The sequence below is a fragment of the uncultured Alsobacter sp. genome (assembly GCF_945952055.1).
GTDB lineage: Bacteria > Pseudomonadota > Alphaproteobacteria > Rhizobiales > Beijerinckiaceae > Alsobacter.
Window position 1 is genome coordinate 22,501 of sequence record NZ_CAMFHB010000070.1, and the last position, 3,152, is coordinate 25,652.

Here is a 3,152-nt window from a genome sequence, read left to right on the forward strand (position 1 = left end):
AGGTCGGGAAGGTGTTGGTCGAGAAGCGCTGGTGCACGAGGGCGAGCGCGGAGCAGAAGCGCGGGTCGTTGAGGTCCTTGAAGTAGTCGCCGAGCTGGCCGGCGAGCAGCAAGCCCTTGTAGACGAGCGTGCGCGACGACAGCGACACCGGGTAGTAGCCGGCGGTGCGCGGGTCCTTCGCGTTGTAGATGGTGTTCGAGATCGCCTTGCGCAGGATGAACAGGCGGCGCTCGAAGTCGTCGCCGGCCGCGGCCGACTTACGGCCCACGAAGAGCTGGCGGATCACCGGCTCGGTCGGCTTCACGCTCTCGCCCAGGCCCGAACTGTCGACCGGCACGTCGCGCCAGCCGAGGAACGTCTGTCCCTCCTCGGCGATCACGCGCTCGATGGTGCTCTCGCAGAAGGCGCGGCCATCCGCGTCGCGCGGCAGGAAGATGAGGCCGGCGGCGTAGTCGCCCAGCTGCGGCAGGGTGATGCCGAGCGCCGCGCATTCGGCGCGCAGGAAGGCATCCGGCATCTGCACGAGCATGCCGCAGCCGTCGCCCGCCTTGGGGTCGGCGCCCACGGCGCCACGGTGATCGAGGTTGAGCAGGATCTGCAGGCCCATCTCGATGATGGCGTGCGACACGCGGTTCTTCATGTCGGCGACGAAGCCCACGCCGCAGGCGTCCTTCTCCTGCGCCGGATCATAAAGGCCGATGGCGTCGGGCAGGCCCGGATCGCGCACCACCAGTCCTTCGGAAAAGCCCTGTTCCGTCCGCTCGCTCATGGTCGCCCTCGCGTCCTGCCACCCACGTCGCCAGTGTCGCGGTCATGTGTCCGGGGGATCCCCGAGAATGACGCACGTTCGTCGCGGCCTGCAATATGCACGCCGCGTTCCGGGGCCATGTCTTCGTTCAGGTGAGGTCCGGCCGCGCCCCGTCTTGCGCCCGCACCCCGCGGGCGCTCCGGTCAGGAGCCGGCGCCCGTCAGGTTCGCACTTTGCGCGTGGCACGTTTGGGGGCGTTCGCGGCGAGAATGCCGCGTCGCGTCGCCACCAGTCGGTTGCCGTTCGTGCGCACGTTCGTGACCTGCTCGGTTGTCCGGGAGAACCCGCATGAATGGGACAGCAAGACTGTCCTATTCGCCGCTGACATTGCCAGAAATCGGAACGCCCCACAAGAGGCGTTTTGCGGAATCTCGGGGGCATCTGCGCAACAAAATGACCCTGCGGCGCACCGATGGGACATCATCGGAAAGCGCGGGGCCCCGCAACCGGCATTCCGTGACCCGCGGCCGGTGCAACGCCGCTGTGACTTGCGTCCGCCGCCGCGGCATGCATCGTGCGCCCGCTCTCTCGAGAAGGACCATCCCAATGCACTTCGGCAGCGACAACGTGATGGGGGCCAGCCGCCCCGTGCTCGAAGCCATCCTGGCCGCCAACGACGGTGCCGAGGCCGCGTACGGATCCGACAGCTGGAGCGCCCGGGCCGAGGCGATGCTGGGCGAGGTGTTCGAGCGGCCGGTCAAGATGTTCCTGGTCGCCACGGGCACCGGCGCCAATGCCTTGGCGCTGGCGGCGATGACGCCGCCCTGGGGAGCGATCTTCTGTCACGAGGAGAGCCACGTCATCGACGACGAGTGCGGCGCTCCGGAGATGTTCACCGACGGCGCCAAGCTCATCGGCATTCCGGGTCTCGCCGGCAAGATCGATCCGGCGGGGCTCTCGGCCGCCCTGGCGCGCTTTCCCCGCGGTGTCGTCAAGGCGGTCCAGCCGGCGGGGCTCTCGATCTCGCAGGTCACCGAGGCGGGTACGCTCTACAGCCTCGACGAGATCAAGGCGCTGACGGGCGTGGCGCGCGACGCCGGCATCCGCGTCCATCTCGACGGCGCGCGCTTCGCCAATGCGCTGGCCGGCCTCGGCTGCACGGCCGCGGAGATGACCTGGAAGGCGGGCGTCGACGTCGTCTCCTTCGGCGCCACCAAGAACGGCTGCATCGCCTGCGAGGCCGTCCTCTTCTTCGACGAGGCGCTCGCCGACACCTTCCAGTTCCGGCGCAAGCGGGGCGGGCACACGGTGTCGAAGGGCCGGCTGCTCGGTGCCCAGCTCGTCGCCTACCTGGAAAACGGGCACTGGATGGACAATGCCCGGCACGCCAACGCCATGGCCGCGACCCTCGCGCAGGGGCTGGCGGCCGTCCCGGGCGTCACGCTGCCCTGGCCGACGCAGGCCAACGAGGTCTTCGCCTTCCTTCCCAAGGCCGTCGACGAGGCGATCCGCGGCGCCGGTTTCCGCTACGCGCCCTGGGGAAGCCTGAGCCTGCCGAAGGACCTGGAGCAGGGTGACCGGGCCTTCGCGCGCTTCGTCACGTCATGGGCCACGAAGCCTTCCGACATTAACGCTCTTCTCGCAAAGGCGACCTCCACTTCTTGACTTTGACGTCGCGGAGGCGCCGCAATCCGGCATTAAGAGTCCGTTTACCCAGCGGGCTTCCCGGAGACGTTTGCATGCCTGCCACCCCCCGATCGATGCGCCGCGTCGCGCGCCTGTCGACCCCCGTTCTCGCGCTGGCCGCCGGCCTTGCCGCCTGCGGTGCCGCGGTCGCGGGCCCGGCCACGCCGGTCACCGGTCTTTCCGGCGCATCGGACGTGGTGAGGGTCGCCTTCTTCGGCCTCAGCGGGCCCTCGACCCCCGAGGTCGTCGAGTTGCTGTACCGGCGCTACGGCGCCTTGCGGGTGCTGTACGTGCGCCCGGTGGGCGACATCTACCAGGCCGAGCTGATCGACCGGAGCGGCTACCGCCTGCACTACACGATCGACGCCTATGACGGGCGCGTTCTCGAACGCTACATCATGGGCCGCAACGAGCGGCCGGTTCCCGTGCCGCCGGGCATGGTCCCCGGCGGGCAGATGATGCCGGACCGCATGCCGCCGCCGCCGGTCGAGTACCAGTACCGGCGTGAGCCGGGCTATCCGCGCGAGGCGGGCTTGCCCCCCGCGACGGCCCCCGTCGGCCCGCGCACGATGACGCCGGCCATGCCGGCCCCGCGGTCGGGCGCGGTTCAGTCCGCCCCGCTCGGCGAGCCCCCGGTGGTGTCGCGCCAGCCTGGGTTCGAGCCGGAGCCGCCGCTGCACCGCTCGCTGCCGCAGGCGTCGCCTCCCCAGACCTCGTC

The 3,152-nt window shown here is 70.1% G+C and carries 2 protein-coding genes and 1 pseudogene (1 of these 3 running past the window's edge); 2 read left to right on the forward strand and 1 reads right to left on the reverse strand.

Translation table 11 applies throughout. The annotated features are described in order from the left end of the window. Positions 1–769 carry the beginning of a glutamate synthase large subunit gene (gene gltB, locus Q0Q47_RS29200; RefSeq protein WP_293868392.1) on the reverse strand. The gene continues 3,920 nt to the left of window position 1, outside the view, so the window shows 769 of its 4,689 coding nt (coding positions 1–769); the start codon lies at positions 767–769; the stop codon falls past the left edge of the window. 585 nt (positions 770–1,354) lie between these two features. On the opposite strand from gltB, the gene Q0Q47_RS29205 reads away from it, so the two are divergent. Together Q0Q47_RS29205 and Q0Q47_RS29210 are read left to right on the forward strand one after the other, a co-directional pair. Continuing rightward, on the forward strand, positions 1,355–2,413 hold the full coding sequence (locus Q0Q47_RS29205) for a low specificity L-threonine aldolase (protein WP_293868394.1): 1,059 nt from the start codon (positions 1,355–1,357) through the stop codon (positions 2,411–2,413). A 74-nt stretch (positions 2,414–2,487) separates the two neighbouring features. Further along, positions 2,488–3,152, forward strand: a pseudogene (locus Q0Q47_RS29210) (hypothetical protein); the annotation flags it as partial.